21 protein-coding genes and 1 pseudogene are annotated in these 24,476 nt (G+C 49.4%); 14 read left to right on the forward strand and 8 right to left on the reverse strand.

Annotated elements, in window-relative coordinates:
- Nucleotides 1-11: 11 nt before the first annotated feature.
- The 7 genes from rsxA to nth are packed head-to-tail and all read left to right on the forward strand — an operon-like array spanning nucleotide 12 to nucleotide 6,785.
- A complete protein-coding gene (gene rsxA / locus EZV72_RS12970; RefSeq protein WP_137167627.1) occupies nucleotides 12-593 on the forward strand; it encodes an electron transport complex subunit RsxA in 582 nt (193 codons plus the stop codon).
- Nucleotides 594-599: 6 nt separating this feature from the next.
- Nucleotides 600-1,166: an electron transport complex subunit RsxB gene (gene rsxB, locus EZV72_RS12975; RefSeq protein WP_137167628.1), complete on the forward strand. Its 567-nt coding sequence runs from the start codon at nucleotides 600-602 to the stop codon at nucleotides 1,164-1,166.
- The gene (gene rsxC / locus EZV72_RS12980) at nucleotides 1,163-3,715 is read left to right on the forward strand and encodes an electron transport complex subunit RsxC (RefSeq protein ID WP_175405121.1); all 2,553 of its coding nucleotides are present in this window, start codon (nucleotides 1,163-1,165) and stop codon (nucleotides 3,713-3,715) included. The genes rsxB and rsxC overlap by 4 nt, the downstream gene beginning before the upstream one ends.
- 5 nt (nucleotides 3,716-3,720) lie before the next feature.
- Nucleotides 3,721-4,806 carry an electron transport complex subunit RsxD gene (gene rsxD / locus EZV72_RS12985; RefSeq protein WP_137167629.1) on the forward strand — a complete coding sequence of 362 codons (1,086 nt, stop codon included), beginning with the start codon at nucleotides 3,721-3,723 and terminating at the stop codon, nucleotides 4,804-4,806.
- Nucleotide 4,807: 1 nt separating this feature from the next.
- Entirely contained in the window at nucleotides 4,808-5,437 is a 630-nt protein-coding gene (gene rsxG, locus EZV72_RS12990) for an electron transport complex subunit RsxG (protein ID WP_137167630.1), read from the forward strand.
- Nucleotides 5,438-5,451: 14 nt separating this feature from the next.
- On the forward strand, nucleotides 5,452-6,144 hold the full coding sequence (locus EZV72_RS12995) for an electron transport complex subunit E (RefSeq protein WP_137167631.1): 693 nt from the start codon (nucleotides 5,452-5,454) through the stop codon (nucleotides 6,142-6,144).
- 8 nt (nucleotides 6,145-6,152) lie between these two features.
- Nucleotides 6,153-6,785 carry an endonuclease III gene (gene nth, locus EZV72_RS13000; protein WP_137167632.1) on the forward strand — a complete coding sequence of 211 codons (633 nt, stop codon included), beginning with the start codon at nucleotides 6,153-6,155 and terminating at the stop codon, nucleotides 6,783-6,785.
- 187 nt (nucleotides 6,786-6,972) lie between these two features.
- On the opposite strand, the gene EZV72_RS13005 is transcribed toward nth, so the two are convergent.
- Together EZV72_RS13005 and EZV72_RS13015 are read right to left on the reverse strand one after the other, a co-directional pair.
- On the reverse strand, nucleotides 6,973-7,809 hold the full coding sequence (locus EZV72_RS13005; RefSeq protein ID WP_232364418.1) for a DUF2971 domain-containing protein: 837 nt from the start codon (nucleotides 7,807-7,809) through the stop codon (nucleotides 6,973-6,975).
- A gap of 247 nt (nucleotides 7,810-8,056) precedes the next feature.
- Nucleotides 8,057-8,356 carry a hypothetical protein gene (locus EZV72_RS13015; RefSeq protein WP_137167634.1) on the reverse strand — a complete coding sequence of 100 codons (300 nt, stop codon included), beginning with the start codon at nucleotides 8,354-8,356 and terminating at the stop codon, nucleotides 8,057-8,059.
- A gap of 318 nt (nucleotides 8,357-8,674) precedes the next feature.
- On the opposite strand from EZV72_RS13015, the pseudogene EZV72_RS18810 reads away from it, so the two are divergent.
- Nucleotides 8,675-9,395: pseudogene (locus EZV72_RS18810) on the forward strand (integron integrase); the annotation flags it as partial.
- Between the two features lie 580 nt (nucleotides 9,396-9,975).
- On the opposite strand, the gene EZV72_RS13025 reads toward EZV72_RS18810, so the two are convergent.
- On the reverse strand, nucleotides 9,976-10,812 hold the full coding sequence (locus EZV72_RS13025; protein ID WP_175405122.1) for a putative porin: 837 nt from the start codon (nucleotides 10,810-10,812) through the stop codon (nucleotides 9,976-9,978).
- A 516-nt stretch (nucleotides 10,813-11,328) separates the two neighbouring features.
- On the opposite strand from EZV72_RS13025, the gene EZV72_RS13030 reads away from it, so the two are divergent.
- From EZV72_RS13030 to glpQ, 4 genes are all read left to right on the forward strand, one after another.
- Nucleotides 11,329-12,039, forward strand: coding sequence for an SDR family oxidoreductase (locus EZV72_RS13030; RefSeq protein WP_137167636.1), 711 nt, complete (start codon nucleotides 11,329-11,331; stop codon nucleotides 12,037-12,039).
- A 159-nt stretch (nucleotides 12,040-12,198) separates the two neighbouring features.
- Complete coding sequence (locus EZV72_RS13035; RefSeq protein WP_137167637.1) at nucleotides 12,199-12,855, forward strand: nitroreductase family protein; 657 nt, start codon at nucleotides 12,199-12,201, stop codon at nucleotides 12,853-12,855.
- Between the two features lie 162 nt (nucleotides 12,856-13,017).
- Nucleotides 13,018-13,404 carry a lactoylglutathione lyase gene (gene gloA, locus EZV72_RS13040; RefSeq protein WP_137167638.1) on the forward strand — a complete coding sequence of 129 codons (387 nt, stop codon included), beginning with the start codon at nucleotides 13,018-13,020 and terminating at the stop codon, nucleotides 13,402-13,404.
- Nucleotides 13,405-13,417: 13 nt separating this feature from the next.
- On the forward strand, nucleotides 13,418-14,407 hold the full coding sequence (glpQ, locus tag EZV72_RS13045) for a glycerophosphodiester phosphodiesterase (RefSeq protein WP_137167639.1): 990 nt from the start codon (nucleotides 13,418-13,420) through the stop codon (nucleotides 14,405-14,407).
- A 1-nt stretch (nucleotide 14,408) separates the two neighbouring features.
- On the opposite strand, the gene EZV72_RS13050 is transcribed toward glpQ, so the two are convergent.
- The gene (locus EZV72_RS13050) at nucleotides 14,409-15,281 is read right to left on the reverse strand and encodes a flagellar protein MotY (RefSeq protein ID WP_137168755.1); all 873 of its coding nucleotides are present in this window, start codon (nucleotides 15,279-15,281) and stop codon (nucleotides 14,409-14,411) included.
- A gap of 243 nt (nucleotides 15,282-15,524) precedes the next feature.
- Between EZV72_RS13050 and rnt the strand changes: the two genes are divergently transcribed.
- A complete protein-coding gene (rnt, locus tag EZV72_RS13055) occupies nucleotides 15,525-16,172 on the forward strand; it encodes a ribonuclease T (protein ID WP_137167640.1) in 648 nt (215 codons plus the stop codon).
- A gap of 277 nt (nucleotides 16,173-16,449) precedes the next feature.
- On the forward strand, nucleotides 16,450-16,644 hold the full coding sequence (locus EZV72_RS13060) for a (2Fe-2S)-binding protein (RefSeq protein WP_137167641.1): 195 nt from the start codon (nucleotides 16,450-16,452) through the stop codon (nucleotides 16,642-16,644).
- Nucleotides 16,645-16,748: 104 nt separating this feature from the next.
- Here EZV72_RS13060 and EZV72_RS13065 read toward each other — a convergent pair whose 3' ends face one another.
- The 4 genes from EZV72_RS13065 to EZV72_RS13080 all read right to left on the reverse strand — a co-directional run bounded on the left by EZV72_RS13065 (nucleotide 16,749) and on the right by EZV72_RS13080 (nucleotide 24,225).
- Nucleotides 16,749-19,571: a TonB-dependent receptor plug domain-containing protein gene (locus tag EZV72_RS13065; protein ID WP_137168756.1), complete on the reverse strand. Its 2,823-nt coding sequence runs from the start codon at nucleotides 19,569-19,571 to the stop codon at nucleotides 16,749-16,751.
- A 249-nt stretch (nucleotides 19,572-19,820) separates the two neighbouring features.
- Nucleotides 19,821-20,903 carry a FecR family protein gene (locus EZV72_RS13070; RefSeq protein ID WP_137167642.1) on the reverse strand — a complete coding sequence of 361 codons (1,083 nt, stop codon included), beginning with the start codon at nucleotides 20,901-20,903 and terminating at the stop codon, nucleotides 19,821-19,823.
- Nucleotides 20,900-21,457: an RNA polymerase sigma factor gene (locus EZV72_RS13075; RefSeq protein WP_137167643.1), complete on the reverse strand. Its 558-nt coding sequence runs from the start codon at nucleotides 21,455-21,457 to the stop codon at nucleotides 20,900-20,902. Before EZV72_RS13075 ends, EZV72_RS13070 begins: the two co-directional genes overlap by 4 nt.
- Before the next feature lie 173 nt (nucleotides 21,458-21,630).
- Nucleotides 21,631-24,225, reverse strand: coding sequence for a TonB-dependent receptor plug domain-containing protein (locus tag EZV72_RS13080; RefSeq protein ID WP_137167644.1), 2,595 nt, complete (start codon nucleotides 24,223-24,225; stop codon nucleotides 21,631-21,633).
- Nucleotides 24,226-24,476: the final 251 nt, after the last annotated feature.

Below are 24,476 nucleotides of genomic sequence, written 5' to 3' on the forward strand. Positions count from 1 at the left end.
TGGTAGGCTATATGACCGATTTCTTACTGCTGTTGGTTGGAACCGTACTGGTCAATAATTTTGTACTGGTTAAGTTTCTTGGCCTGTGTCCGTTTATGGGTGTCTCTGGCAAACTTGAAACAGCAATCGGTATGTCGATGGCTACTACCTTTGTCCTGACCCTGGCTTCTGTTTCCAGTTATCTGGTAGAAACCTATATTCTGGCCCCACTGGGGTTAGGCTATCTACGCACACTGGCATTTATTCTTGTGATCGCCGTAGTGGTTCAGTTCACCGAAATGGTGGTGCGCAAAACCAGCCCCACCCTTTACCGTCTGCTCGGTATTTTTCTGCCGTTAATTACCACTAATTGTGCGGTACTTGGCGTGGCGCTACTGAACCTGACCGAACAGCACAACTTTATGCAAAGCCTGATTTACGGCTTTGGCGCAGCGGTTGGCTTCTCGCTTGTATTGATTCTGTTTGCCGCCATGCGCGAGCGACTCGCAGCCGCCGATGTTCCGGCCCCCTTCAAAGGCGCCTCTATCGCCATGGTGACCGCCGGACTCATGTCACTGGCCTTTATGGGCTTCACCGGACTAGTAAAACTTTAAGCGCTTATGACCATTGCACTAATTGCCATTGGCTTGCTGGCACTGATCTTTGGCCTGGTACTGGGCTACGCAAGCATCAAATTTCATGTTGAAGGCGACCCCCTTGTCGATCAAATAGACGAGGTGTTGCCTCAAACCCAATGTGGCCAGTGTGGCTATCCGGGTTGCCGGCCCTACGCCGAAGCCATCGCCAATGGCGATGAAATTAATAAATGTCCGCCGGGTGGCGAAACCACAATCAAAAAACTGGCTGACCTGATGGGCGTAGAGCCAAAGCCTCTGGATGCTGCCCACGGCGAAGAAGATGTGAAAAAGGTCGCCTATATTCGCGAGGATGAGTGTATTGGGTGCACAAAGTGCATTCAGGCATGTCCGGTGGATGCCATTTTGGGTGCCGCCAAACATATGCACACGGTGATTACCTCTGAGTGCACGGGGTGCGATCTGTGCGTTGACCCCTGCCCGGTTGACTGTATTGATATGGTACCGGTTACGCCCACCACTTCTTCGTGGAACTGGGATTTTAAGCAAAGCCCCAAAGGCGATATTCCAATTAAGATGGTGTCTCAATGATATATCCGGATTTTGCCCAGGTTGCTCAAAAGCTGGAGTCCGGCGGATTGTACGATTTTCCCGGCGGCGTACACCCGGATGATCGCAAATCTTTGTCTAATTCCACCGATATTGCACGATTGCCAATACCCAAACAATTGGTTGTGCCGGTCAGACAACATATCGGTACGCAGGGGCAACTGACGGTAGCGGTCAATGATAAGGTCAGCAAAGGACAGCCTCTGACCAGTAGTGCGCATCCTTTTGCCATTCCTGTGCATGCACCGACGTCAGGTACGGTGGTCGCCATTGAAAAACATGTGACTGCCCACCCCAGTGGCCTTAGTGAACTGGCGGTTATTATTGAATCTGACGGTGAAGATCGCTGGACTACACTGACATCGCTGCCTCATTATCGCGAACTGCCCGATACTGAACTGGTAAAAGCGCTGTGCGATGCCGGCATTAGCGGCATGGGGGGCGCCGGCTTTCCTACCCATATAAAAACCAGCAGTACCAAAAACATTGAGTTTATGGTTATCAATGGCGCTGAGTGTGAACCCTATATCACCGCCGATGATCGCCTGATGCGCGAACATGCCTGGCAGATTCGTCAGGGAATAGATGTGCTCAGCCATCTGGTTGGCCCGAAAAAAATTCTGGTCGCTATTGAGGATAACAAACCTGAAGCTATCAAAGCCCTGTCGATTGCCTGCAAGGATCACGATGATATTGCGGTGGTCAGTGTGCCGACGAAATACCCGGCCGGGGGTGAAAAGCAACTGATACAGGTACTGACCGGTCGCGAGGTCCCTAAAGGGGGGCTGCCGTCAGATATTGGTATTACCATGTTTAATGTGGGTACCTGCTATGCGGTGGCTGATGCTATTTTTCACGGCAAGCCGCTTATTGAACGGGTGGTGACGGTGACCGGTGAAGCCGTGGATAACCCCGGTAATGTCTGGGCGTTGTTAGGTACACCGGTCAACCATTTGCTGAGCCACGCCCGCTATAATGCGAAAAAGCAACATTTGCCCCAGGTGATTATGGGCGGCCCGATGATGGGCTTCACCATCAGTGATGCCGATATTCCGGTGGTGAAAATAACAAACTGCCTGCTGATCCCGGCCACTGGTGAGCTAACCCAGGGTGACAACGAAACAGCCTGTATCCGGTGTAGTGCCTGTGCCGATGCCTGCCCGGCAAGTCTGCTGCCACAGCAGCTTTACTGGCATGCCAAGGCCCAGGAACACGACAAAGCCGAAGAATACAATTTATTTGACTGTATAGAGTGCGGCGCTTGTGCCTATGTCTGCCCCAGTGAGATTCCGCTGGTGCATTATTATCGACAGGCTAAAGCCGGTATTCGTCTGCAGCGTGATGAAAAAGCCAAAGCAGAAAAAGCCAAGGAACGCTTTGAGGCTCGTAAAGCGCGCCTGGAAAAAGAAAAACTGGAACGCGAAGAAAAACATCGCAAAGCCAAAGAGGCCCGTGCAGCTGCAGCTAATAAACCGGCTGACAACGCCCAGAGTAAAGATAAAGTGGCAGCGGCGCTAGCCAGAGCCAAAGCGAAAAAGCAGGATGCAGACAACGCGCCGGCTGACCAGACCAAAGACAAGGTATCGGCCGCGATTGCCCGTGCCAAAGCCAAAAAGCAGGCTCAGCAAGCCGGCGAGCAGTCAACAGCATCATCCGGAGCAGCCAGCGCTGACCAGGCCGAGCCTGATGATAAAAAACAAAAAGTAGCCGCTGCAATTGCCCGGGCTAAAGCGAAAAAGCAGCAGGCCCAAAATCCGCCGCCCACAGGCGATGACCATCAGTCAGCTGAGGCGCCGCCGCAGGATGAGCGTAAGCAACGGGTTGCGGATGCGATTGCCAGAGCCAAAGCAAAAAAAGCTGCCCGCGAAAATGAGGCACCGGATGCGGCTGATACAGATACCGGCGTTGATAACCGTGCTGCCACAGAGCAAAGCGCTGAACCTGAGTCTGAACCTGAACTGACGCCAGAAGAAGCCAAAAAACAGCGCGTCGCTGCTGCCGTGGCCAAAGCCAAGGCGAAAAAGGTCGCCCGCGAAAATGAGGCACCAGATGCGACTGATACAGATACCGGCGCTGATAACAGTGCTGCCACAGAGCAAAGCGCAGCGCCTGAGCCTGAACTAACGCCGGAAGAAGCCAAAAAACAGCGCGTGGCTGCTGCCGTGGCCAAAGCAAAGGCGAAAAAGGCCGCCCGCGAAAATGAGGCACCGGATGCGGCTAGTAACAGTGCTGCCGCAGAGCAAAACGCTGTACCTGAGTCTGAACCTGAACTAACGCCGGAAGAAGCCAAGAAACAGCGCGTGGCTGCTGCCGTGGCCAAAGCCAAGGCGAAAAAGGCCGCCCGCGAAAATGAGGCACCAGATGCGGCTGATACAGATACCGGTGCTGATAACAGTGCTGCCACAGAGCAAAGCGCAGCGCCTGAGCCTGAACTGACGCCGGAAGAAGCCAAAAAACAGCGCGTGGCTGCTGCCGTGGCTAAAGCCAAGGCAAAAAAGGCAGCACGCGACCAACAAGAGCAAGAGAAATAGTACTGATGAAACTTAATCTTTCCAGCTCCCCTCATCAGCGGGTACCTCGCACCACCAGCCAGGTGATGCGCCTGGTGATTTACGCCATGTTGCCGGCCATTGCCCTGCAAACGTATTTCTTCGGCTGGGGCGTGATTATTCAGGGCGTAATCGCCATAGTTACCGCGCTTATCACTGAAAGCGCTATTCTGGCGCTACGCAAAAAAGATATTAAACAGTCCTTGTCGGATTACAGCGCCGTGCTGACCGCACTACTGCTGGCGGTCAGTATTCCGCCCACCCTGCCCTGGTGGATGACGGTAATCGGGGTGTTCTTTTCTATTGCCATCGCCAAACAGCTTTATGGCGGCCTTGGCTTTAACATGTTCAACCCGGCCATGATCGGCTATGTGGTGTTATTGATTTCTTTTCCGGTCGCTATGACCATGTGGCTTCCGCCTCAGGCTCTGCTGGCACACAGTCTGTCTGTGGGCGATTCGGCCAGTCTGATTTTTACTGGCTACACCCGGGCTGGCCTGGATATTACCCAGGTTCGCACAGTGGCTGACGGCATGACCATGGCCACCCCGCTGGACGCAGTCAAAACCGGCCTGACAGAAGGCAAGACCTACTCTGAAACATTACAACTACCGATTTTTTCAGGCGGTTTAACCAGCAGTCTGGGCGCGGGCTGGGCCTGGATCAGTATTGCCTATCTGCTGGGTGGACTGGCGCTATGGCGGCTGCGGGTGATTAACTGGCAGATTCCGGGCGCCATGATCGCCAGTGTTGCTGTGTGTAGTCTGGCGCTGCATTTGCTGGATATGGACCACTACGCCTCCCCCTGGTTTCATCTGCTAAACGGCAGCCTGATGATTGGTGCATTTTTTATTGCCACCGACCCGGTATCTGCCTCAACCACCGACAAGGGCCGCCTGATATTTGGCGCCACTATCGGCTTCTGGATCGTGATTATCCGCACCTTTGGCAGCTACCCGGACGCCATTGCGTTTGCCGTAATCATTATGAATATGGCAGTCCCGCTGATTGATTATTACACCCGGCCCAGAACCTATGGTCACCAGAAAAAAGCCCGACAGGTGAAAAATTAGTATGTTGAAAACCATTAGTCAGAACGGCGGTATGCTGGCCGTCTTTGCTCTGATCACCACGGCCCTTATCAGTCTGACCTTTATCAGTACCGAAGATCGGATTGCTGAACAGGAGCGACAGCGTCTGCTGAGCGTGCTACATGAAGTAGTGCCGGTGAATACCTTTGATAACAAGCTTTACGCTGACTGTACTCTGATTCAGGCCGATGCGCTGGGCACAAATCAGGCCCAGAAAATTTACCGGGCCCGGTTGCAGGGAGAACCGGTGGCACTGGCTTTGCAAACCACCGCACCCAACGGCTACAGTGGTGACATTGATCTGGTAGTAGGTGTTGATACACAAATAAACGTACTGGGTGTGCGCACTGTCAGTCATCAGGAAACTCCCGGTCTGGGCGACAAAATTGAGCTGGCGGTGAGCGACTGGATTCTGGAATTTTCCGGTAAACAGTTTAACCCGGATAACCAGCAAGCCTGGCAGGTTAAAAAAGACGGCGGCCAGTTTGATCAGTTTACCGGCGCCACCATTACACCACGGGCTGTGGTAGGTGCAGTTCGCCATACGCTGGACTACGTAGCCCAGCACCAACAGGCTTTATTCAGGGCCCCGGCGAACTGTTACGCCGAGTAACTCAGGAAGCTGCTATGAATGATTACAAACAACTTGCCGCCGATGGCATGTGGAAAAACAACCCCGCGCTGGTTCAGCTATTAGGCTTATGCCCGCTGTTAGCGGTAACAGCAACCCTGATAAACGGACTGGGCCTGGGTATTGCTACCACCGCCGTACTGATTGGTTCAAACGTCACCGTATCGCTGGTTCGTAATATTGTGCGCAACGAGATTCGTATCCCTGTTTTTGTGATGGTGATCGCCTCGTTTGTAACCATTATCCAGTTACTGATGAATGCTTTTACCTATGAGTTGTATCTGTCACTGGGCATTTTTATACCGCTGATTGTGACCAACTGTGCCATTATTGGTCGCGCCGAAGCCTTTGCCTCTAAAAATCCGGTGGCACCGGCCGCCTATGACGGCCTGATGATGGGCGCCGGTTTTACCGCGGTTCTGATGTTGCTGGGCGGGCTGCGTGAAGTGCTGGGCTCAGGCACCCTGCTGGCCGGTGCTGACCGGTTGTTCGGGCAGGTTGCCGAAAACTGGACCATGCAGTTATTTGCCACGGATCAGCCGTTTCTGCTGGCCATTCTGCCGCCCGGCGCATTTATTGGTATGGGCCTGATTATCGCAGGGAAAAACTACCTGGATAACCGTGCAGCAGCCAAACAAGTTAAAGATACGCAAAAAGTCACCCGAATCCGGGTTACTGCAGAAAGTTAAGCGGACCGATGAATAATACAAAACGAAAAGAAATACTGACCCGGCTGAGGGACGCCAACCCCCACCCCACCACCGAGTTGAATTTCAGCACCCCGTTTGAACTGCTGGTAGCGGTAACTTTATCAGCCCAGTCAACGGATGTGGGCGTAAATAAAGCAACCGACCGACTGTTTCCTGCAGCCAACACCCCACAGGCCATTTACGACCTGGGCGTGGATGGCCTCAAGGAGTATATAAAAACCATCGGTTTGTATAACTCAAAAGCAGAAAATGTTCACAAGCTGTGCAAGATACTCATCGATCAGCATAACGGTGAGGTGCCGGAAAGCCGCGAAGCCCTTGAAGCCCTGCCCGGCGTGGGCCGCAAAACTGCCAATGTGGTACTTAATACCGCTTTTGGCTGGCCGACCATTGCTGTAGACACTCACATTTATCGGGTAAGTAACCGCACCAAACTGGCCATGGGCAAAAATGTCGATCAGGTTGAGCAGAAACTGCTTAAAGTCGTGCCAAAAGAATTTAAAGTCGATGTACACCACTGGCTTATTTTACACGGCCGCTACACCTGCATCGCCCGCAAACCCCGCTGCGGCTCTTGTATTATTGAAGATTTGTGTGAGTTTAAAGATAAAACTGACTAGGAATCAGGCCACTGTAAGCAGGAAAGCGGCATTTATCAGCTGAAGATTGAACTGCCGCTTTAGACAGACAGCGGACAGTCAACGCCCGGCTCACCAGCGCCCAAACCGGAGAGGCTTTTGTGGTAAAGTGAGCGCAGCGAAACCCACAAAAGCAGCGTAGGTTTGGGCGTCTGCGTGGAGCCGCTTGTTATATTTGTTCAAATTCCAGACAATAGTAAGAATTATTTTTTATTGCTCGCCAAAATTCTAGATATCCTGTTGAGCGAGCGTATCCAGCATTAAGATCGTCTGTATTGACATCACAATTCAAGCCAAGCAGACAGTGACTAATTGCACTTGAGCCTAACTTCATTAAATATATATTCTTGTTGTTTCCGCTTAGTTCTGCTAATGACGAAGATACTACGTAACGTAGGATTTCATCGTCAATTTCCATGAGGGAAATTTCATAGCAATTGTTACCTTCATTGAACTTTGTCCACTCAGCGGAAACAATATCGTTTTTAATTTTCGCATTCTGCAAATCATGAAGATTACAGACAATCACCTTATCGGCTTGCTCAAGTCGAAGAGTGATCCTATGCTCCTTCTCATATATCCACTCTTCACTTTTTTGGAGGAATATTTCACTCAATATTCTAGCTCCACCTTCAACGCATATATTTGAATAGTCAAAATCAAACCTGTCATTTCTGTACCTCAACCCCTTTCGATACATGATTGGCCTCGCAGTTCCATCAAACGGCGTATAATCAATTAAAGAGGACAAGGCTAGCGCGCTGGGCATGAATAGTTTTTGAAATATATTTGAAGAACCAAAATTGTTAATCCCAGCGACGATTCCCTTATGTTCTTTGGCGTAATGTGCCCACATTAGTAGATTATCTTTGGATTCAGAAAGACAAATCACTCCGACTTTATTTATATTGTTTTCTATGTACTGATGAAAGCTCACTTCCTTATGGTCAACATCAAATACGGTTTGGTCGTCAAAATGTTTAACTAAGTCGTTCAAACTATCCACACAATAAACGGCTTCGAACGGATCGTTTAAGGCTGACCGTTGGGTTAAACGAATATACCCATCTTCGAAAAACGTCCTTGGTGAAGCCATGTATTTAAAGTAAACCAATGTTCATGCCTTTACGAAAATATAACGCCCTGTCAAGGTGTGAGCAACGCAATACCGAGGCTACCGCAGATCACCTTAAACATTAAACGCAACGCATAGCAAAAATACCAAGCGTTGCGAATCACTCTTAAACAGATTGTTATGCTGTAGGTTCAGGTTCCTCTTGCTCCTTAGTTTCATCACTAGAAACATCTTGAATCTCAACCCCAAAATACTCAGTTAGCTCTCTCTGAATACGATGATATTCGTTAACTGGAACTATCAAACAACCGTTTAACTCGTGTGTATGGTAATAAGAGTTATCTTTATCATCTTTAGAAATAACTAAAAACTCACTATTTGTAAGAGCCAATTGGAACTCATTTTCAAATGTAGTTACCTGAACAATATTGTGTTTAGAAACAGTAAAATGTTCATTTAATTTCAAACCAACTTTCATTTTTTATCCTTTTTATTGACTATTTTCGATTTGCAGCATAACAATTTAATAAGGCGCAACTTGCGCGTTTTTCTACCAAGCTACCGCTCGTTTTTATCCATATTGCCATTATTATCAAGTTTGTGAAAGCCGACACAGGTAACAGCTGCAAGGAAACAAAGCTTTTTAATTTCAGGATGCAAACGCGCGATTGGGTCGTTTGCTTGAATATAGGGGAAAGGCCGCTATAACTGTATATTTATACACCAATATTAAAAGTCATGAAAACAAAGTCTCCTCTCTTAAACCATATCTCTGAGTACATGTTGCTGAGACAGTATTCTCCAAGGACTGTTTCTTAATTTGAATTTTGCCAGAAGTAAACGTCAACCCAAACTGCCCATTGTTATGACGCAGAATGAAGTGAAGCTGCTTATGTCAGGATTGAACAAACGTTACTATCTTATTGCTGGCTTGATGTAAGGCAGTGGCCTAAGAAGCATGGAAGCTGTGCAACTTCGCGTGCAAGATATCGACTCCGATTATAAATGTTTAAGGGTCTGGAATGGTAAAGGAAAAAAACATCGAGTCGTAACTTTGGCAACGGAGCTAATTCCATTACTTAGAAATCAAATAGCGCAGGTTGATGAATACCTGAGACTTGATATTCAAAAATGAGCAATACGCCGGCGTTTGGATGCCTCATGCGCTAGCCAAAAAATATCCTTCAGCAAATAAGTCGCTCGCTTGGTAGTTCTTGTTCCCCTCTCATAAACTTAGCGCAGATCCAGAAACTGGTGAAATAAGAAGGCATCATTTTCATCTTAATTGCGTTCGTAAAGCGGTCAAACAAGCGGTGTTGGTGTCGGGTTTGACAAAACCAATCACGCCTCATACTTTAGGGCACTCCTTTGCCACCCATTTACTACAATCTGGCGCAGATATCCGGACGGTTCAAGCCCAACTGGGGCACTCAGATGTAAAAACAACTCAAATTTATACTCATGTTCTTCAGCAAGGCGCAAATGGCGTAGTAAGTCCTTTGAGCCGTTTATCTTGATGGTGTTTTAACACTATTGACTGCTTTGGCACCGAAAGCTGCTACTAAATTTATAACAAACGTAATACCGTTTTACGCTAAATGATGGAATTAAAAACTCAATGCGCTAACTTCCGCTTCACGTACAAAGCAGCCCAACAACGTTAGAAGCACTTTAAACCAAGCGGAGTTTTTTCCGGCGCAACCGATTTCGCAGAGAAATAAACGGGGAAACTCGCAAAAGATTGCGTTGATAAGCACGCTGGTCAGTATATCCCACGGGCAAATAATGCAGAATACAGCGATATTTTGTACTACCCGGTCAAGCAAAAGGATAAAAAATAGGGATGCTAAAAATTCAGCCTTTACGCGCTTAAGCCGAGATACAATTGGCGGACAAGGTTAATATTTGTGAATGTCATAATGCGGTGCTGGAAATCGAGCCTTTTCCCTTGCGTTTACCAGAGCGCATTATTGACGATGGGATAGCAAGTCAACGCACATAGCCTTTTTTTTTGGGCATGTCGATTAGCATAACAAACCGACTTTCGTCGGTTTGTTATGAGGTTATTTCAATCACCCGAGTATCAGCTGCTTAGCGTTAAAAGCGGTAGTTGGCGAGCAGGTTGATATCGGCTACGCCTGTTTGGTCACTGCCGATATAACTACTAACTTTAAATGACATTGAGAACCGGTTAGTGAACCAGTAGTTACTTTTCAAACTGGCAATATTGGCATCACCAAAGTAAATGTATTCGCGGGTATTATGGTCTCGGCTAAGATGGGTATAATCCAACCCCAGACTAAACCTCTTGGTGAAGAAATAATTAGCATCTGCCTCATAACGGGTTTCTGAACTAAATATAACCCTCGCGCTTAAATCCCAGCCTTGACCATTATTTACGTCGGTATAGCGGGTAAACAAAGCTCCGTCACTGTCGCTGTCAGATAATGAGTAATTTTCAGCGACCCATTCACCGTCAACGAGCATATAGCCTGTGGTCTCACCTTCGATATGCTGATAAAAGTAGCCTGCACCAACTTGCCATTTAGGGTTAATAAAGTAGCCAAGTGAAACATCGCCTGAGTACCAGGAACTGATAGCAGAGTCATCCAAATCATGATAACGGGCATTACCTGAAATTACCCATTCTGGGTTGATAAACCATTGCCCGCCCAGTTCGTACCGATTCAGACTACCAGACGTGCTTACCCTTCCGGTTACGCTGTTTACTCGTTGCAGATATGGGGCGATCAGGCTGGGCTCCGCATTGTTCGATACATCAGTAAGATAGCGCGTATAGCTTAGGTTTAGCACAGAATCGTCGATGAAATCCTGATCAGATACCCCAAAGCTAATTTCATTTTGTGCTGCAACAACCGAAAAGGATAAAGAGGAAGCCAAAGATAGGCACACAAGAGTTCGAATTTTAAACATAACAGATCCATCTAGATTACGCCCCGCCATCCGAGGCAGATAAGAATTCATGAGCAAGGTATCACATTTTTTCTGAATCAAAACTGAATACTTACAGGACTCATTTGTAACAAAGTTTAAATTTGTCAGGATTATCTAACCTGCGGAATCTTGTTACATTGACGTATTGAGCCTCTTTCCTTACCTGCTAATTGTCTTTTTATACGACGCTATGCGTTTTATCTGCAAAACAAGCATCATCCAGCAGACCAGTTGTTCGTCAGGCTACAGTGACCCGCTCTACGAACATAGCAGTCCCTCAAAAAACTCTCGTCAGCCTGTATTCTCTTTTGGCTGACCTGCTCCCGCCGTAGGCACCTCCATTTACCAGGCCGCAACCGCACCCAATTCGCCCCGGTATTATTGAAGACCCATACGAGTTCAGGGGCAGGAGTAACGCGTTCTGTGCATACGTATGGTGATGTGCAGGCCTGGCAAAATCTTTTATGCTGCGTTTTTTATCGATGAGAAAGCGTAATGTCAGAACATGTCAGTCTTCAGGATAGCGTTGCCATTGTCACCGGGGGTGGTCAGGGGCTGGGTAAAACCATTACCCACCGGTTACTGTCACTGGGTATGAAAGTAGCCATTTGCGGGCGTACTCAGTCCACGCTGGATAATACACTTGCTGAATTCAGCAAGCAGTTTCCCGGTCAGATACTGGCGCAAGTGTGTGATGTAAGTCAGTCGGCGCAGGTGAACGCTTTTATTGATGCTGTCACCGAGCAATGGGGCACCGCTGATGTACTGATTAATAACAGCGGTTTTGGAAAAGGGTCGCTAATTTGGGAAACCTCAGAGGCAGACTGGGATGAGGTGATGGACACCAATGTTAAAGGCACATACCTGATGTGCAAAGCAGTGGTTCCCGGTATGATTGAGCGCAAACAGGGTTATATTATTAATATTGCCTCGCAGGCGGCGCTTAATGGCTATGCCAATGCGGGCGTGTACTGCGCTTCAAAGTTTGCCATGGTGGGATTAGGTAAAGCCCTGCAGGAAGAGGTCAGACAATATGGTATTCATGTACATTCACTGAACCCTGCCCTTATTCAGTCACAAAAATCAGCACAAGAGCCTGTTGATCCGGGCCTGATTCAAAACGAGGATCTGGCTGATATGGTTGCTTACCTGTTACAGCAACCCCGTCGTCTTAAAATCGACAATATCGGCATGTGGGGCTTTTAGTCTTCTTCAATGCCGCTGGTCTGGGCGTCTTTTCATCCCAGACTAGCCTTATTATCAAAAATTAATAGAAAATGTTTTCGTCTTCAGCCTGATTATCAAATCGGGCATTTCAGCTACACTGCGCAGCATTCGCTACATGGCAGATTTGGAGACGTAAACATGACACACCCGATTATTGAAGATTTGCACCGCCGTTATACGGTAAAACAGTACGACAGCACGAAGCGCATTTCGCAAGCCGATATGGATGTGATCCTTGAAGCGCTGCGTTTGTCGGCCTCATCCATCAACTCCCAGCCCTGGAAATTTGTGGTACTGGAAAGCGATGAAGCCAAACAGCGCTTTGCTGACTCTTTTGTTAATAAGCATCTGTTTAACCAGCATCATGCCACCGAGGCGTCGCATACTATTTTGCTGGCTTACGACCCGTATTTTACTCAGGATAAATTCCGCAAGCGGGTTGATGCTGAAGTCAGTTCCGGACACCTGCCGGCCGAGATGTATGACAACTTTATGGGCGCGTATGCGTTTGCTGAGTCTAATACCGATGAAAATGGTTATAACGGGCACTGGACTAAAGCACAGGTGTATCTGGCTTTAGGTAATCTGATGCATGTGCTGGCGCGTTTGGGCATTGCCTCTACCCCGATGGAAGGAGTAGATACAGAAACCCTCAATGACGTATTTGCCGCTGAGCTGGACGGTCACGTATGTGAAGTCGCCATCGCCATGGGATATCACAAAGACGGCGATGACTGGAATCACGGGCTGCCTAAAGCCCGGTTAGCGCAATCGGACATCATTGATGTTATCTAATTTTCTGCGCTGAGGCGTTGTATTTAACGCAGCGCTCTGTACTCCTGTACTTCCCCTTTGATGCAGCCTGTCACCGCACAGGCTGCACTTGTCTTAAATTTTTCACACTGAGATGCTAGTTTACCGCATACTGTTGCTTTTCATTATATCGGAGCAACCACAATGCGCATGCTGCACACCATGTTACGGGTCGAAAACCTGGAAAAGTCGCTGGATTTTTACGTCAACACCATGGGTATGACACTGCTCAGACAGTCAGAAAACCCACAGTACGAGTATTCGCTGGCTTTCGTGGGGTACGGCGATGAAGCCGATACCGCCGTGCTCGAGCTGACCTACAACTGGGACGGACAAACTTACGACAAAGGAAATGCGTACGGGCATGTGGCCTTTGAAGTAGACGACATTTACTCGTTCTGTGAACAGCTTGAAGCCAGCGGTGCGGATGTTTACCGCAAGCCCGGCCCGGTAAAAGGCGGCAGCACGGTAATTGCTTTTGTCCGCGATCCGGACGGCTATGCCATTGAGCTGATTTCTCCTAAACAATAAGGTAAACCGATTTATGGCAAACGTTACTTGTGTGGCAGCGCTGCTCACCGCCAGTCTGCTAAGTACCTCGGTACAGGCTTTTGATATTATTGCCCATCGCGGCGCATCTGGCTATTTGCCAGAGCACACACTGGAAGCCGCCACCCTGGCGTTTGCCCAGCAGCCAGACTATATCGAACAGGATGTGGTGATCACCAAAGATAAACAGGCGGTGGTCCTGCATGACATTCATCTGGAAACCGTGACCAATGTAGAGCAGATGTTTCCGGACCGGGCCCGTGAGGATGGTCGCTGGTATGCACTGGATTTTACCCTGGCAGAGCTAAAAACCCTGCAGGTACATGAACGGCAAAATGCTGATGGCAGCCCGGTGTTTAAGCATCGCTACTCAGGTAAACAAACCGGTTTCACGGTAGCCACGCTGGATGAGCATATTGAGCTTATCACCCAGCTGAATCGCGAGCTTGGCACTGACATTGGTTTGTATACCGAGATTAAATCACCGGCCTGGCATCATAAACAGGGAGTGGATATTGCCAGCATTACCCTGAAGATTCTGGCGCGCCACAACCTGACCAGGCCGGATGCCCATTTTGTGTTGCAGTGCTTTGATTTTAAGGAAGTACAGCGCATTCGACAGGAGCTTGGTTATGAGGGCATGCTGGTTCAACTGGTGGGCGACAACAGCTGGGGCGAAGCGCCCACAGACTATAACTGGCTACTCAGTAAAGCCGGGCTCAAAGCGGTTGCTCAGGTGGCTGACGGGCTCGGCCCGTGGCTTCCTCAATTAATGAACAAACAGCAAACCGGTGCAGCCAGCTGGGTAAAAACCGCGCAGCAACAGGGTCTGATCCTGCATCCTTACACTTACCGGGCCGATGCCTTACCCAAAGGCATGAGCAGCGATGCACTGATGAAATTTCTGACCCAGACCGTGGATGGCGTGTTTACGGATCAGGTTCCCCCCGTAAAAGGCTATCTGCAGGCACATCCTGTACAGTAAATCAGCCTTTGGATAAGCGAACCACCACGCGACGGTTGAGGGCCCGGCTGTCGCTGGTGTCATTAGGTGCAATATGGCGCTTTTCACCATGTCCGGTAATCTGTATGCGCTCCGCCTCTACGCCCATATTGGCCAGATAATCTTTCACCATGGTGGCGCGCTGTACCGATAACTGCTCGTTGGCGTACCGGGCACCATAGCTGTCGGTGTAACCATCCAGTAAAACCAGATCAAGATTACTGTCGGCTTTCAGGTATTCGCCGATCATTTCCAGTCGTTTCTGCGAATACTTGGTCAGCTCAGTGCTGGCTTTGTCATACGACAGTACCGTATAGGCAATATCTTCAAAGCTGTATGGCAACAGGGCAGACACACAGCTAACAAACTGCTGATAGCCCGGCATAAAGTTACTGGCATTCAGTGCCACAGCAATTTTATCGTAACGGTTATACCAGTCTTTATAATACAGGGTTGGCCAGAAGCCTTTTTCCAGCTCAGTGAGCATGGTCCAGGCGGCTTCCTCAGGCAGATCGCCATTATACTGGGTACGTAGCTGCATCTCTGCAATCGGTTTAGGCGCGTGACCCGGCATAAAGGCCGGTGGCACAGAATAGACCGCCGCCACCGCAAACTTTTTGGGCAACAGCGACATTTGCATTTCAAATTCCATGTTCAGCTGTTTAGACGCAACACTGGTAAACACCGCCTTGCCATAGCCGGGAACAGGATGTTCCAGCTGGCATTCAAGCCGGCTTTTCGTGCCTAGTTGCCAGTCCGAGGTTTCATAGCTTGCCGCATACTGACGCATGGCTGCCGGCGATGCTGCGCTGCAAAGAAGCCCTGTTCCAAGAAGTAGTAATTGCCTGAAAGTCATGAATCTGCGCCGTATTGATACTGTGTCATAAAAATTATCGCCCGATTGCCAGAAAAGTTTAGCATAGTTTATATTCAACGCAGCTTGGCCATTGGTATAGCCGGTATCAATCCGGTTTAAACAGCATTCAGCCTGAGCAGGGTGGATATACGCTGGCTTTGCTGCCATAATCCCTGCCCGTTCGTGAGGACCCGACGGTCTCATGTCGGTTTATGCTTAAGGTACCGCTAACAAAGAGGATCTATGTCAGACGCTACAACCCTGTCCACCCGCTTCAGAGGCTACTTTCCGGTCGTTATTGATGTGGAAACCGCTGGTTTTAATGCCAGTACCGATGCACTGCTGGAAATTGCCGCAGTGACCCTGAAAATGGACGACGATGGTGTACTGCATCCTGACCAGACTTTTCATGCGCATGTGAACCCGTTTGAAGGCGCCAATCTTGAACCGGCTGCGCTGGAGTTCAACGGAATTGATCCGAACTGCGCACTACGCGGGGCCATTGATGAAAGCGAAGCGATGAAGTCGCTGTGTAAAGCTATTCGTAAAGCCCAGAAAGAAGCAGGTTGTCAGCGCTCGGTCATCGTGGCGCACAACGCGACCTTTGATCAGAGCTTTGTAAATGCCGCCATTGAGCGATGCAATATCAAACGCACGCCATTTCATCCGTTTGTGTCGTTTGACACCACGAGTCTGGCCGGACTGGCACTGGGTCAGACTGTACTGGTTAAGGCATGCCGCGCTGCTGGTATTCATTTTGACCAGAAAGAAGCGCACAGTGCATTATATGACGCCAGCCGAACCGCTGATCTTTTCTGCTGGATGATCAATCGCTACAAATCATTGGGTGGCTGGCCCTTACCTGAGAGTGATGAGCCAGAAACAGAATAAAAATAATCCGCTGCGGCGGATTTTTTTTTGCCTGACACGTAACGTCGTTAACCGCGTTTCCCCCTCATCATTGCCAGACCTCTGCGCTGTTTTGTTTTAAATTATCATAGATTATTCAGTTAGTTGGAAAACCTGTACATTATTTAGCCTGCCATAGCGACTTCTGCTGTAAAAATAACCTGCCGATTAACCCAATCGAGAATGACTATTATTTACTTGCAAGAGTCGAAAATAGCAATTATTATCATTTGCAGATGATGTTTATGAGGCTTTCATAATGTATGTATGCATGTGTTACGGCGTAACAGACAAAGCGATTAAAAAAGCGGTGCAGGAACACGGTGCCGGTAATATTCGTGAGTTACGTGAGTTTATGGAACTGGGTAGCCAGTGCGGCAAGTGCATCACCATGGCTCAGCAGGTCATTGACTCCACCATCATTGATGAATCTTTATTTAAAGAGGTGTGCTGATACGCACCTCTTTACTGTTACTTTTGCTACTCCCTCGCACGTCTCTCTATTTATCACCCGCACCCATTATCTGCCAGCCCGGCACACGGTGTTAGAAACACAGTTTAAAAACTATATCGGGCCTCAGCATAATAAAAACCCCCATTAATGCCAGCCGGCGCTGTGGTCGGATACTGCGCACCAACCAGTTGCTGATACGGATTCTCATCGGGGTAGCTGTTAAGCAGATTTCTGCCGCCAACTGATACGCTTAGCTGATCGCTGATCATATAACTGAACTCCGCATCCAGAGTCACCATTGCGCCGCCGTAGATATCCAGTCCGGCTGAGGCATCCAGATGATCTTCATAAAAACTGCCATAGTAGTTGCCCCGCCACAGCAAAGTGACGTCATCAAAGTACTGTTTCAGTGTGATGGTGGCCCGGTGTTCCGGCAGGTTGTCTTCCAGCATACGAATTCTGGCATCTGTCAGATTGGCCCGTAACGTAACCTGGCCCTGTTCATCTATCACCGGATAACGACTGACCTGTTCAACCTGAGTGTCTGTCCAGTTATAGGCTACCGACAGCTCATTGAGTACCTCACCCAGTGCCAGCCGGTAATGCAGCACAAAATCCAGTCCCTGGGTGCGGGTATCAAAGTCATTGGTAAAATATTTAGCAGAACTGTATCGCCCGGCATCCGACTGACCCAGCGCAACCAGTGCTTCAATATCCTCATCATCCAGCGGAATCGCCGATGTGGTGCTGATTCTGTCATTCAGGCGGATATTGAAATAATCAAGCGTGAAGTAAAAATCGGCATCCCAGAATGCCACCAGTCCCACACTCATATTCACCGATTGTTCTGGCGTCAGCGGACTGGCTCCCAGCTGACGGGAAATCAGACTATCGGGTGGCAAAGTGGCCTGATCTTCCAGACCGCCGGCGGCATAAGCGGTGGTCACATTAATCACATTACTTTGTCCAACGGTTGGCGCTTTAAATCCGGTGCTGAGTGAGCTTCTTAAAGCTAGTAAATCACTGGCCTGATAGCGCACACTGAGTTTGCCATCATAGGTAGACCCAAAATCGGAAAAATGCTCGGTGCGCAGTGCGCCGGCCAGACTAAAACGCTCTGTCAGGCGGCTTTCGCCATCAGCGTACAGCGCCCAGTTGTGCCGGCTCCAGTGTCCGGCCGACTGGGGCTGATACCCGGGGAAGCCGTTTGAACCGATGCTAAACCCCTGCGACAAGCCGTTAGTGTTGTTATAGGCAAACTGGCCAACCTGCCAGGAGGCCGCATCGCCGGCGCGCTGGTGATAGGTTTCCCGACGCCACTCTGCGCCAAAACCAAGGTTAAGCGGTCCATACCATTGCGTTTGCACAGGTTTGGAAAAATCCAGATTCACCGTGCGTTCAACCTGGCTCACCGCCCCGGGAGAAAATGTCGTGGGCGTCGCCGGGCCCAGCGACGGATTCAGCGTATCGGACAAGGTATACTCAATGTGCGAATAACCTATCGTACCACTTAAATCGTATTCAAGCTGATGTGGCAAACTACCACTGATCCCGGTTGTGACAGCGGCATCTTCCACCACACCGCCAAATTTGGGCCTGAAGCCTCCCGGCAAAACCTCATTGAAGGCAAAGCAGTTCTGGCCAACCGCATCATCTGCGGCAATGCGCTGGTAAGCTGGCTGGTTCAGCACATTATCCGATGTGATCATGACCTGCGGGCAACTGATCCCCTGCCCCAGTCCGTCTAAATCTGCCACCAAAAGTTCCAGTCCGGCATCGGTGTTGCGACTGAACACCCCTTCGCGAAAATGCGGGTGCCGGTAGTAAAATCCACCCTGCACTTTACGTCGGGCCAGATTGGCAAATGCATACCACTGATGATGCTGGTTGAGCTCCACCCCTGCATTGGCTGCGCCTTTCACATCGTACTCTACATCCAGTGCGCCCCACACCTGGGCCGGCGAAGCCACAAATTCGTTGCCCGCTTCTATCAGGGTGGTGGCATCATCGCGCTGCACCGAGCGCGATGTGGCCTGCTGCTGTCGGTACTCCACTGTCAGATTGGCAAATCCGTGGTCGGTCAGCGCCAACCCCAGATTGCCCTGAAACTGAAATGCATCGCCATCCCCCTGACTGTACTGGCCGGCCTGCACGGCCACATCGCCGCCTTCTGCATCGTCTTTTAAAACAAAGTTTATCACTCCGGCAATCGCATCTGAGCCGTACTGAGCCGCGGCCCCGTCGCGCAACACTTCAACCTGTTCTATGGCGTAGGCCGGCAGCACCGAAATATCCGGGCCCTGAGCCCCGTCAGACAAGCCACCACCCAAAAAGGTAATTACCGCTGAACGATGCCGTCGTTTGCCGTTTAACAGCAGCAGAGTATGATCGGATGCCATCCCCCGCAAATTAGCCGGTCGCACCATGCTCGAGGCATCATTGATAGGCTGGTCACTGACATTCAGTGAAGGGATGGTGGCTGAAAGCATGCTCAGTAAGTCGCTGCTGCCCTGCCCGCGAAAGCTGTCCGGACCCAGAATATCCAGCGGTACTGCCGATTCGATCACCGACCGGGGCGAGCTTCGGCTACCCACAATAGCTATGCGCTCCAGCGTCATGGCAGGTTCGCTGTCATCTTCTTTCAGGGTGGCCGGTGTAGGTGCAGGCTGACGAATCTCAGAAATGTGTTTAACCGTGAGCATGCCTCTGGCATCCACATCCACTGCCAGCTCAGTGCCTTCAAGCAAGGCTGCCAGCCCTTCTTTGATCGTGAAGGTGCCGGTCAGCGAATTCGCGGTGACCTGCTGCGCCAAATCATATGAAAATAACAGAGTGGTATCGGCCTGACGGGCAAACTCGGTCAGCGCTTCATCGGCGGTTTTTGCAGTAATATCAAAGGTGAAGGTTTGCGCGGCCTGAGCCAGCATGGTGGTCAGACTCAGCGTTATTGAGCAGGCTAAACGGCTTACCACACGCACAGCTTACCACCCCACATTTATTGGCGGGGACTGCGGTACAAGCAAAATGGCCATGCTGAGAGTGGCAACAAAGAAAAAGCGCAGCGACAGTAACAAAACAAGAGTTCATTCAGTAATTTGAATAATAGTGACACAGTCATAAAGCAGATGACAACTATTAAACTTGGTTAACCCCTGCGCGACGGGTATTGTGTCAGTCTATGACGACGCTGCGACGCTATCTGTGTTCAGACTTAACTCAATGGTCATACCTGAGCGCTTATGCTGAATATTGAAGCTGTTTTTTAGCGCAAACAGCAAGCCACTGATATCACCTACTTTAAAATAGCCAGCTACGCGCTTTTGTTTCAGAGTTTCGTCTTTAATGGAAAATGTCACCGGGGTATAACGCCCTATCTCTTTAAGCGCAGCGGCCAGCGGTTCCCCCTTAAACACAATCATGCCCTGCTGCCACGCCAAATCCTGCTGCATGGCATCGTCGGTCATATTATGTCTGGCATCAACCGCACCGCGTACGTTGGCTTTTTCACCCGCTACCATTAGCTGCCCGCCAACATTGTCATCAGGATTAATCAGTGCTGTGGCGTCGCTGGCGGGGGTTTGTGATGTTTTATCCCTGACCAGGACCTTACCTTCGGTTACCACCAGCTCAAATTCTTCATCTTCATTCAGCTGCATATTAAATGCAGTGCCAATGGCGGTGACTGTGTTTTCACCGGCCTGAACAATGAACGGGCGGTAGTGGTCGTGAGCCACCGCAAAATGCGCTTCCCCTCGTTGCAGCTCGATGTGCCGGGTATTTCCGGAAAAGTCGATATTGATAATGGAATTGGTGTTTAGCTGTACAATGGTACCGTCAACCAGCTTCACGGTGCGCTGCTCACCAATTGCGGTAGCCACCCGACGGGCCACATGTTGGGCGGAATTATCAGCGGGCATTAGCCACGACCAGTCCAGCATCACACTTAGCATCACCGCCACTGCCATAAACGCTGCCGCAATACTATATCGAGCGCGACGCTCGGCTTTTATCTGACGCTTCTGCGAAAGTTCAGGACTTTGCTTTAATGGGTACAAACCACTGAGCTCATTAAGTACGCTCATGTCGTCCCACAGGCTGGCCAGCTCATGCAGAATCCGCCTGTGCCCGTTACTGGCTTCCACCCAGGCTTCCAGCTCCTGACGCTCAGCAGCATTTAAGCCCCGATCAATCCGGCTAATCCATAATGAAGCCTGCTCGTAAATATCTTCTTTGCTGGTAAACTGACTTACGTTATTCATTGACTATGCACATCCTGACTGCGGGATGATGAGTTCGGTGACGCGCTGCCGTCAGATAACGACGCAAGATATCGCGAGCACATCAGCAAGCCCTTGGCGACATGTTTTTCAACGGTACTTTCGCTAAGCCCGACTAGCTCAGCGATGTCTTTTTGTTTCATGCCGTAAACTTTTTTAAGCAGAAAAACCCGTTTTACTTCCGCCGATAACGCATCAGTAGCGCGACAAAAATGAATAAAGCGCTCTTTGCTTTCAACGTGCTTTTCTAAACTGTGTCCAACCAAATCATGGGGCAGAGTATCCATGTTCTCCACTGCATCATTCAGCTGACTGGCGGCACTGCTAACATGATTGAGCGCCAGATTCTTTACTGTCCGAAGCATGTAAGTTCGCTCATAGCGAATTTCCTGCTTCAGTTCAGCTTCGTAACTTTTAATAAATGCTTCTTGCACGATATCTTCAATATCGTCTTTACTGACAATATTGCTAATCGAACGCATTAATTTTTTGCGGTACTTTATATAAGTTTCCGCCAGTGTCGACTTCTCTGTCATAGATAACAATCACGCTGCGTCATTAAGGCTTTACAAATTGTTCGATAGTGCAGCAGTAAAAAGGTGTTGTCATCCATTTTAGCCGTCTTTTGGTCTAATGACTAAGTCACCTATGTGTGACAGAGTAAACAAAATAATAAGGGGGCCTGACCGGCCCCCTTCATCAGCGGTTATTAAAACGTGTAGATACCACGCAGATAGTAGAATCCACCATTGATACCAATGGGTGACGTTACCGGGTAAGTCGCACCGGCTACCTCTGTATCGTACTGAACGTTTTCATCAGGATATTCATCCAGTGCGTTTTTCGCACCCAGTACCACCTGCAAATCTTCGCTGAAGTGGTAGCCCACTTCCAGATCCACGGTGACTTCGCTGCTGACTTTATCAATCGGCAGGGCTGAATCCAGGTGATCCTCATAGATGCTGCCGTAATAGTTCAGACGGCCCATTACGCGCCAGTCACCATTGGTGTGATTAGCGGTAAAGCTCCAGCGTACCGGCGGCAGGTTATCTTCCAGCATTCTCACACGCTCAGCAGAGATGTTATCAGACGCCTGGTCAACGGTAGTGGACGTCCAGTTGTAGGCCAGTGAGTACTTAGTATCACCACCAAACATTTCCTGGCTATAATTGGCTACAACATCAACACCTTCAGTGGTGGTATCAAAGTCATTGGTAAAGAAACTGACTTCGGTGAAGCTGGAGGCATCGCTAACACCCTGCGCCAGTAGCGCCGCAATATCGTCTTCAGTCAGTTTAATACCTGATGTGGTACTGATACGGTCAGTCAGCTCAATGTTGTAATAATCGACGGTCAGGAACAGGCCGTTATCAAAGTTGGCGACCATACCCAGGCTGTAGCTTTCTGACTCTTCAGGAGTCAGTTCCGTACCACCTTTTTGAACAGAGATAGGATCTGTTGGTGGCAGCGTTGCACGGTCAATCAGTTCACCATCGGTACCAAAGGCTGTTGTAACGTTACGAACGTTGCTCTGACCAATAGTAGGTGCTTTAAAGCCGGTAGAGAATGCACCCCGGAAAGCAATGCTGTCGGTAGCCTGCCAGCGGGCAGAAATTTTACCTTTAGTTGTGTCACCAAAGTCCGAGAAGTCTTCGTAACGAACCGCAGCAGCAAGCAAGAAGTCTTCGGTCAGATACATTTCGGCATCCAGATAGAATGCAATGTTATGACGAGAGGCTTCGTTCTGACTGCGGGCAGACAGACCCGGGAAACCGTTTGAACCGATACCGAAACCTTGTGAGCCCAGCGGACCGATTTCATAAGATGCCACATCACCGGCTAAGCTTTCATACGTTTCATGGCGGTACTGGAAACCACCTGCCAGATACAGCGGCTCGTTCATACCCACATCAATAGGCTTGTTCAGGTCGATATCCAGCGTCTGTTCAGACTGCGTATATTTACCCGGCTTAAATGAAGTTGGAGAATCCGGGCCTAATGACGGGTTGATCGTGTTAGAAATTGCAAAATCAATTTCGTTCTGGCCCAGGTTAAGACTCACATCATAGCCAATCTCGTTAGCCAGCTCACCGCGAGTACCAAATACCAGAGACATATCGGTTACCGTACCGCCAAAGCGCGGGGTAAAACCACCCGGGAACACTTCGTTAAAGGCAAAACAGTTGGCACCCAGCGCGGTGCTGTTATCAGCAATCAGGCCATACTCAGGGCTGTTCAGCACATTGTTACCTACCGGTACAGACGGACACTCAATACCTGTGCCTACACCGTCAAGATCCCCCACCAACAGCAATGCGTTGCCGTCTTCATCTGTGCCACCATCAAATACACCACCACGGGTGTGCGGGTTACGGTAATAGAAGCCACCTTCTACTTCACGCTCAGCATAGTTACCAAACATATAGGCTTCGGCGTTACTGTTCAGTTCCAGACCCGCATTGGCAAACAGTTTAATGTCGTGCTTGATTTCAGGGTTACCCCAGATTTGCGCCGGGTTGGCTACAAATTCGTTACCTGCAGCAATCAGTGCCGCAGCATCGTCACGCTGTACACTGCGCGATGTATCATCGGCAGTGCGGTATTCAGCACTTAAGTTTAAAAAGCCATCATCGCTTAGTGGCAGACCCACGTTACCGGAGATCTGCATCATGTCGCCGTCACCTTCGTAGTACGAACCGTAACGCGCTTCTACGATACCGCCTTCGGCGTCATCTTTAAGCACAAAGTTCACTACCCCGGCAATAGCATCAGAGCCGTACTGGGCAGCCGCTCCGTCACGCAGTACTTCAACCTGTTTAAGCGCCGTGGCCGGAATAACCGAAATATCCGGACCCTGGGCGCCGTCTGATAAACCACCACCTAAGAAAGTGATAACCGCAGAGCGGTGACGACGCTTACCATTCACCAGTACCAGCGTATGGTCAGATGCCATACCACGCAGGTTAGCCGGACGTACCAGTGATGACGCATCGTTAATTGGCTGGTCGTTTACGTTAAAAGACGGAACCACTGTTTGCAGCATCGACACCATGTCGGTTGAGCCCTGATTCTTGAACTCTTCATCACCGATGATATCAATAGGTACTGGTGACTCGCCCACAGAACGAGGCGCAGCACGAGTACCAACGATAGCAATTTGTTCTACGTCTTCAGGCGCTTGTTCAGCCGCTTTGTCACCCAGTTCCTGAGCAGCAGCAGTGTTAAACGCTAATACGGAAAATGCAGCTGAAGCAGCAAACGCTGTGCGCATATTTTTTGTCAGTAATGACAGTGTGGTTTTCATAGGTTTTCCCCGGATTATTGTTATGTTCTTGATGCACAGTCGCCAGGCAATTTTTATTATTTTCAGGCGCAAGCAAGAAACGATATACCTTGTTGTTGATGGCCATTAACGATGGCGCACGACATTTTTATAACCAGTAAGTTCAGGTAAAACAAACCTTTTTCGATGAAAAAAATATTTATTTTCGATCCATAGAGGATTTTATTTTGTGGTTTGTCTATATAGGTATTCGCGTAGTTTAAGCGGGGTAA

The sequence above is a fragment of the Salinimonas lutimaris genome (assembly GCF_005222225.1).
Lineage (GTDB): Bacteria > Pseudomonadota > Gammaproteobacteria > Enterobacterales > Alteromonadaceae > Alteromonas > Alteromonas lutimaris.

What these genes read in the sequence shown, in the direction of transcription:
- rsxA (WP_137167627.1), top strand. Translation starts at nt 12, where the DNA reads ATGACCGATTTCTTACTGCTGTTGGTTGGAACCGTACTGGTCAATAAT.
- rsxB (WP_137167628.1), top strand. Translation starts at nt 600, where the DNA reads ATGACCATTGCACTAATTGCCATTGGCTTGCTGGCACTGATCTTTGGC.
- rsxC (WP_175405121.1), top strand. Translation starts at nt 1,163, where the DNA reads ATGATATATCCGGATTTTGCCCAGGTTGCTCAAAAGCTGGAGTCCGGC.
- rsxD (WP_137167629.1), top strand. Translation starts at nt 3,721, where the DNA reads ATGAAACTTAATCTTTCCAGCTCCCCTCATCAGCGGGTACCTCGCACC.
- rsxG (WP_137167630.1), top strand. Translation starts at nt 4,808, where the DNA reads ATGTTGAAAACCATTAGTCAGAACGGCGGTATGCTGGCCGTCTTTGCT.
- EZV72_RS12995 (WP_137167631.1), top strand. Translation starts at nt 5,452, where the DNA reads ATGAATGATTACAAACAACTTGCCGCCGATGGCATGTGGAAAAACAAC.
- nth (WP_137167632.1), top strand. Translation starts at nt 6,153, where the DNA reads ATGAATAATACAAAACGAAAAGAAATACTGACCCGGCTGAGGGACGCC.
- EZV72_RS13015 (WP_137167634.1), bottom strand. Translation starts at nt 8,356, where the DNA reads ATGAAAGTTGGTTTGAAATTAAATGAACATTTTACTGTTTCTAAACAC.
- EZV72_RS13025 (WP_175405122.1), bottom strand. Translation starts at nt 10,812, where the DNA reads ATGTTTAAAATTCGAACTCTTGTGTGCCTATCTTTGGCTTCCTCTTTA.
- EZV72_RS13030 (WP_137167636.1), top strand. Translation starts at nt 11,329, where the DNA reads ATGTCAGAACATGTCAGTCTTCAGGATAGCGTTGCCATTGTCACCGGG.
- EZV72_RS13035 (WP_137167637.1), top strand. Translation starts at nt 12,199, where the DNA reads ATGACACACCCGATTATTGAAGATTTGCACCGCCGTTATACGGTAAAA.
- gloA (WP_137167638.1), top strand. Translation starts at nt 13,018, where the DNA reads ATGCGCATGCTGCACACCATGTTACGGGTCGAAAACCTGGAAAAGTCG.
- glpQ (WP_137167639.1), top strand. Translation starts at nt 13,418, where the DNA reads ATGGCAAACGTTACTTGTGTGGCAGCGCTGCTCACCGCCAGTCTGCTA.
- EZV72_RS13050 (WP_137168755.1), bottom strand. Translation starts at nt 15,281, where the DNA reads ATGACTTTCAGGCAATTACTACTTCTTGGAACAGGGCTTCTTTGCAGC.
- rnt (WP_137167640.1), top strand. Translation starts at nt 15,525, where the DNA reads ATGTCAGACGCTACAACCCTGTCCACCCGCTTCAGAGGCTACTTTCCG.
- EZV72_RS13060 (WP_137167641.1), top strand. Translation starts at nt 16,450, where the DNA reads ATGTATGTATGCATGTGTTACGGCGTAACAGACAAAGCGATTAAAAAA.
- EZV72_RS13065 (WP_137168756.1), bottom strand. Translation starts at nt 19,571, where the DNA reads ATGCTGGCTCAGGCCGCGCAAACCTTCACCTTTGATATTACTGCAAAA.
- EZV72_RS13070 (WP_137167642.1), bottom strand. Translation starts at nt 20,903, where the DNA reads ATGAATAACGTAAGTCAGTTTACCAGCAAAGAAGATATTTACGAGCAG.
- EZV72_RS13075 (WP_137167643.1), bottom strand. Translation starts at nt 21,457, where the DNA reads ATGACAGAGAAGTCGACACTGGCGGAAACTTATATAAAGTACCGCAAA.
- EZV72_RS13080 (WP_137167644.1), bottom strand. Translation starts at nt 24,225, where the DNA reads ATGAAAACCACACTGTCATTACTGACAAAAAATATGCGCACAGCGTTT.